The 5,618-nt window shown below is 65.6% G+C and carries 6 protein-coding genes; 4 read left to right on the forward strand and 2 right to left on the reverse strand.

Translation table 11 applies throughout. The annotated features are described in order from the left end of the window. On the reverse strand, positions 1-255 hold a 255-nt coding region (locus tag ACIQ6O_RS11900; protein WP_396208008.1), incomplete at its 3' end, for a carboxypeptidase-like regulatory domain-containing protein. Between the two features lie 120 nt (positions 256-375). Between ACIQ6O_RS11900 and ACIQ6O_RS11905 the strand changes: the two genes are divergently transcribed. From ACIQ6O_RS11905 to ACIQ6O_RS11915, 3 genes are all read left to right on the forward strand, one after another. Continuing rightward, positions 376-711, forward strand: coding sequence for an ArsR/SmtB family transcription factor (locus ACIQ6O_RS11905; RefSeq protein ID WP_396208009.1), 336 nt, complete (start codon positions 376-378; stop codon positions 709-711). 87 nt (positions 712-798) lie between these two features. Then, entirely contained in the window at positions 799-2,112 is a 1,314-nt protein-coding gene (gene arsN2, locus ACIQ6O_RS11910) for an arsenic resistance N-acetyltransferase ArsN2 (RefSeq protein WP_396208010.1), read from the forward strand. Beyond that, positions 2,112-2,615: an arsenate reductase ArsC gene (locus ACIQ6O_RS11915; protein ID WP_396208011.1), complete on the forward strand. Its 504-nt coding sequence runs from the start codon at positions 2,112-2,114 to the stop codon at positions 2,613-2,615. Before arsN2 ends, ACIQ6O_RS11915 begins: the two co-directional genes overlap by 1 nt. Before the next feature lie 21 nt (positions 2,616-2,636). Here the strand turns inward: ACIQ6O_RS11915 and ACIQ6O_RS11920 are convergent, their stop codons facing one another. After that, complete coding sequence (locus tag ACIQ6O_RS11920; protein ID WP_396208012.1) at positions 2,637-3,197, reverse strand: arsinothricin resistance N-acetyltransferase ArsN1 family A; 561 nt, start codon at positions 3,195-3,197, stop codon at positions 2,637-2,639. Positions 3,198-3,402: 205 nt separating this feature from the next. On the opposite strand from ACIQ6O_RS11920, the gene ACIQ6O_RS11925 reads away from it, so the two are divergent. Then, positions 3,403-5,618: DNA topoisomerase (ATP-hydrolyzing) subunit A (locus ACIQ6O_RS11925; protein WP_396208013.1), on the forward strand; the 2,216-nt coding region annotated here is incomplete at its 3' end.

Here is a 5,618-nt window from a genome sequence, read left to right on the forward strand (position 1 = left end):
GAGCCGGTACTCGCCCTTGGCGAGATTGGTGAACACGAACGCGCCGAGCGAATCGGTCAGTCTTCCGGCCACGAAGCTGCTGTCGCGCTGGCGGCGCAGCTGCACCGTGAGATAGGCGAGCGGCGCCCCCGATGGCGCATCCTGCACACGGCCGGAGACGGTAACTCCGCCTCCTGCCTGCGCCTGGGCCAAGGTAGGGCGTGTGGCGAAGAATCCGAAACACACCAACGCGATCGCCATGGTTCGTCTGAACATGGGGCTCAATCTACCTGCTGAGCCGGAGCGGGTATCGCTGGTGGGGAATCCGGGGTTGCCCGGGCGGCCTGTCGCGCCGGCCTCTTGATATATCAACAAAAATTGGTGTAAGTTTCCTGCATGCCCACCGTCGCCCTCGATATCGCCCGCGCCACCGTGCTCTTCCATGCTCTTTCGGACGAGACACGGCTGGCCGTGCTGGACATGCTGCGCGAGGGCGAGCGGTGCGTGTGCGACCTGCAGGGGGCGCTCGATGCGGCGCAGTCGCGGCTATCGTTTCACCTGCGCGTGTTGCGCGATGCCGGGCTGGTGAATGATCGCAAGGAGGGGCGCTGGTCGTACTACCGTCTCAATCACGACGTGCTCGCAGAGGTGCACGATATCGTGCGCGCCATCGGCACCGAGGAGTCGGCCGGCCGGCGCGCCCTCAAGGTGTTCGGCAAGTGCTGCGGGTGATGTCGTGTCGCACGGGTGTAGCATGGCGCCGCGGCGCCGTTTTTCAGCGATCACATATCAATATTTCTTGTTGAACACGGAGCAGACATGACGACGACCTCGCAGGATGTCACCACCCTTGTGCGCGCGAAGTACGGCGAAGCCGCGCGTCGGGTGCTCGACCCGTCCGAACCGGCGGCAGACGCTTGCTGCGGCCCCGTAAACTCGTGTTGTGGGGGCGCCGCCTTCAACGGCACCGTCGATCCCATCACCGCCAATCTCTACGTGAATGGGGAGACCGAGGAGCTCCCCAACGCGGCCGTGCTCGCATCGCTGGGATGTGGGAATCCCACCGCGCTGGCCGAACTGCGTGAAGGCGAGGTCGTCCTCGACCTGGGATCGGGTGGTGGCATTGACGTGTTGCTGTCGGCGCGCCGCGTCGGCCCCACGGGCAAGGCCTACGGGCTCGATATGACCGACGACATGCTGACGCTCGCGCGTCGCAATGCGGCCGAGGCGGGGGTGACGAATGTGGAGTTTCTGCGGGGGCGGATCGAGGAGATCCCGCTGCCGTCCGACTCGGTGGACGTGATCATCTCCAATTGCGTGATCAATCTGTCCGGGGACAAGCGTCGGGTTCTTGCCGAGGCCTATCGTGTGCTCAAGCCCGGCGGCCGATTCGCGGTGAGCGACGTGGTGGTGCGCGGGGACGTCCCAGTCGATGTGCGGCGCTCGATGGAGTTGTGGGTCGGATGTGTGGCCGGCGCGCTGGAGGAGCAGGAATTCCGTACGCTGCTGGCGGAGAGCGGTTTCCGCGACATCGATATCGAACCGACTCGCCTCTACAAGAGTGAGGACGCCCGCGTCTTCTTGCAGGAGTCCGGCGTGGATGTGTCGGCAAACCTCGACGCGATCGACGGCAAGTTCATGGCGGCGTTCGTTCGCGCAACCAAGCCGGCCCAAGCGACGCGCCCGACGTTTCGCGCTGCGACGGCGAACGATCGTGACGGCATAGAGGCATTGCTCGAGCGTAACGGTCTCCCCGTGGCGGGGGTGGCCGAGATGCTGGCCCAGGACCCCACGCAGTTTCTCCTGGCGCATGATGGCGACCGGTTGGTTGCGACGGCGGCGATGGAAGCGTGTGGCGAACATGCCCTGCTGCGTTCGGTCGCCGTAGCCGATACGTGGCGAAAGCGTGGCCTTGGAAGTGCCCTGGTCGAACATGTCGTCGCCGAGGCCATGGCGCGCGGCATCGACGGGCTCTATCTCCTCACGATGACCGCCGAGCACTACTTCCCGCGCTTCGGGTTCGCCCGCGTGGCGCGTACCGCAGTCCCCGCGAGCGTGGCCCAAACGGTGGAGTTCACCAGCGCCTGTCCGGCGTCAGCCGTCACCATGCACAAGTCGTTGAGGAGTATGTGATGAGCACCGGCCCCTTTCGTATCCTCGTGCTGTGCACCGGCAACTCGGCGCGCAGTCAGATAGGTGAAGCGCTGTTTGCCGTGCGCGGCGCGGAACGAACCGCTGGCCGTGTGGAGGCGGAGAGCGCGGGCTCGCGCCCGGCACCGCGGGTGAATCCGTTCGCCGAAGAGGTGCTGGCGAACAACGGCATTGCGTGGTCAGGGCGCACGCCAAAGCATGTGGACGACGTGATGGCGCATCCATTCGATCTGGCCATCACGGTGTGCGACAACGCACGTGATGCCTGTCCCATCTTCCCGAATGCGCGTGCACACGTGCACTGGGGATTGTCTGATCCTGCCGACCACACCGAGCCCGAGGCGGCGCGGCATGCGTTCGCGGCCGCCTTCGAGGCACTCTCCGCCCGCGTGAATGCGCTACTCGCGCTGCCGCTCGAGGCGATGGCGCCCGCGGCATTATCGGCGGCGGCGGCCCAGATCCACGCCAGTTCACCGGCAGCCTAGCGGGCCGACCGGACGCCGCGATTAGTCGAGATTCGCGGCGAACAGTCGCTCCACAATGACGACATCGCGCCACTGGCCGTGCAGCTGGCCGTGCTTTTCGTAGGTGCCGACGATACGGAACCCGTGGCGGGCGCACAGCGAGAGCGAGGCGCGATTCTCAGGGAAGATGCGGGCCACGAGTTTGGTGATGCCCGCGCGTTCACAGGCCGGCAGAAATGCCGTCATGAGCGCGTCGCCCAGGCCGCACCCGCGCGCCGCATCGGTTGTGTAAATCGAGTATTCCGCGATCCGCCGATACGCCTCGCGTGGCCGGTAGACCGAGGCGTGCACCCACCCGTCCACCACACTATCCCGTTCCGCCACCAGAAACGGGTGCGGCGGATAAGTGATCGGTCCCGGCGGCGGGTCGAACCAGCTCTCGATGTCGGTCGCCTTCCGTTCCCGTGTTTCAAAAGTGGCCACGCGGGCGCGAATTCCCTCGTTGTAGATGGCGGCTACGGTAGACGCGTCGGCTGGACGAGCCGGCCTTACCTGCCACACGCGCCGGTCCGGTCCGTCGGAAGGGGGAATAGCTGAGGGCATGGGCCAATATGTGCGACGGTATGGGCGAACGCCCGGGAAATTGGGACAGCCTTTCTTGCCGGGGGCGCTATACTCCCGCGTATAATCCGGCCGGCGCGCTTGTCAATTTGGAAGGGGTACGCTGCCATTGTCAGCGGCCCCAGCGTTAATTCCCTCTCCCGATGCGCCCGTCCGGCGCGCCGTGCCGTCCATATCGAAGCTGCCGATGCCCCCTCGCACCAAGTCCGTACCCAATCCGTCGCCGCGCCGCGAACGCGTCATGCCGCGCGATGTCACCGATGAGATGAAGGATTCGTTCATCAACTACTCGATGAGCGTGATCACGTCGCGTGCGCTGCCTGATGTGCGCGACGGGCTCAAGCCGGTGAATCGCCGCATCCTGTACGCGATGAACGAACTGGGGCTCGCCCCGGGGCGCCCGTTCAAGAAGGCCGCGACCGTGGTGGGTGACGTGCTGGGTAAGTACCACCCGCACGGCGACAGCAGCGTGTACGACGCGCTCGTGCGCATGGTGCAGGACTTCTCGCTGCGCTACCCCCTGATCGAGGGGCAGGGGAATTTCGGCTCCATCGACGGCGATCCGGCCGCCGCGTATCGCTATACCGAAGCGCGCATGGCCGCCCCCGGCGTGGCGTTGCTCGAGGGGATCGATCAGGATACGGTCGATTTCGTCCCCAATTTCGACGACCGCCTCAAGGAGCCGTCGGTGTTGCCGGCGGCCATCCCCAACCTGCTGGTGAACGGTGTCAGCGGCATTGCGGTGGGAATGGCCACCAATATGCCGCCGCACAACCTGCGCGAGATCGGCAAGGCGATCATCCGCGTGATCGAAGAGCCCACGGTCGCGCTGGACGAACTGCGGAAGATCGTGAAGGGGCCCGACTTCCCCACAGCGGGACTCATCGTGGGGAAGGAGGGCATCCGCCAGTACATGGAGACCGGACGCGGACGCCTCGTCAATCGGGCGCGCGTGGTACTCGAGGCCAAGCCGGGCTCGTCGCGGGCGCAGCTCGTCGTTACCGAGTTGCCGTATCAGGCCAACAAGGCGCGCATCATCGAGCAGATCGCCGATCTCGTGAAGGACGAGAAGCTGGTGGGGATCAGCGCGCTGCGCGATGAATCCGATCGCGAGGGGCTGCGCGTGGTCATCGAGCTCAAGCGCGATGCTGAGCCCAAGCAGCTGTTGCCGCGCTTGTTCAAGCTGACGGGAATGGAAGTCACGTTCGGCGTGATCAACCTTACCCTGGTGCCGGAGAACGGCCGCCTGGTGCCGCGCGAATTGGGGCTGCGCGGGCTCATCGATCACTACATCGCCCACCGGCACGAGGTGCTGGTCAAGCGCACGGAGTTCCAGAAGGCCAAGGCCGAGGCGCGTCTCCATATCGTGGAGGGGTTGCTCATCGCGGTGAACGACATCGATCGCGTGGTGCAACTCATCAAGACCGCCAAGGACACCGACCAGGCGCATGCGCGACTGCGCAAGGAATACGCGCTGTCGGAGATTCAGGCCGATGCGATTCTCGCCCTGCGTCTGGCCAAGCTCACGGGTCTCGAAGTGACGGCGCTCAAGGACGAGGCCAAGGAGCTCAAGGCCCGCATCAAGGAACTCGCCGCGCTGCTCAACTCGCGCGAGCAGCGCATGGCGGCGCTGGTGGTGGAAGTGCAGGAGATCGTCGACAAGTTCGGTGATGGTCGACGCACCGAGATCATGACGGCGGACATGGCCGACGAAGTGGCCGAAACGGTGGCCGACGCCGAGGTCGTGGGCGTGCTCACGTACGGCGCGCGCGTGGCGCAGCAGCCGCTGCCCTCCGGTCGGTCGCGCAAGAGCGATGCGGACCGCGAGGTCACGACTGACGAGCTGCCCCTGGTGAAGGGACGGCTCCGGCACACGGAGTCGATGTTCGTGCTGTCGCAGGAAGGCCAGGCGTGGACGCTCTTCGGCAGTGAGCTGCCTTCGGCGGCGCGTAGTGGGCGCGGTACGGCACTCAAGGAGGTCATCGAGTGGCCGAAGCAGAGCGTACCGGTGCTCGGCGCGATCGTGCGCGATTTTGCGCATCCGCTGTTCGTGACCATGGTGACGTCCACTGGTCAGGTGAAGCGCACGGCGATCAAGGAGTTCCGGAACGCACGGCTCGCCGGCATCAAGGCCATTCGCCTCGACGCGGGTGATCGGATTGTCGGTGCCGCTCTCACCACGGGGCAGGATGATCTGTTGCTCGCCACCAAGGCGGGGCAGGTGATCCGTTTCCATGAAAGTGATGTGCGCGATATGGGACGCGACGCGGGCGGTGTGCGTGGTATCACGCTCAAGGACGGCGATGCCGTTGTGGCGTTGGCCGTCGGTCACGCCGGTCAGGTGGTGTGCGCCGGCACGTCGCAGGGATACGTGAAGCGCGTGAGCGTCGATGCCATCCCGCT

It is taken from the genome of Gemmatimonas sp. (assembly GCF_044345575.1).
Taxonomy (GTDB): Bacteria; Gemmatimonadota; Gemmatimonadetes; order Gemmatimonadales; family Gemmatimonadaceae; genus Gemmatimonas.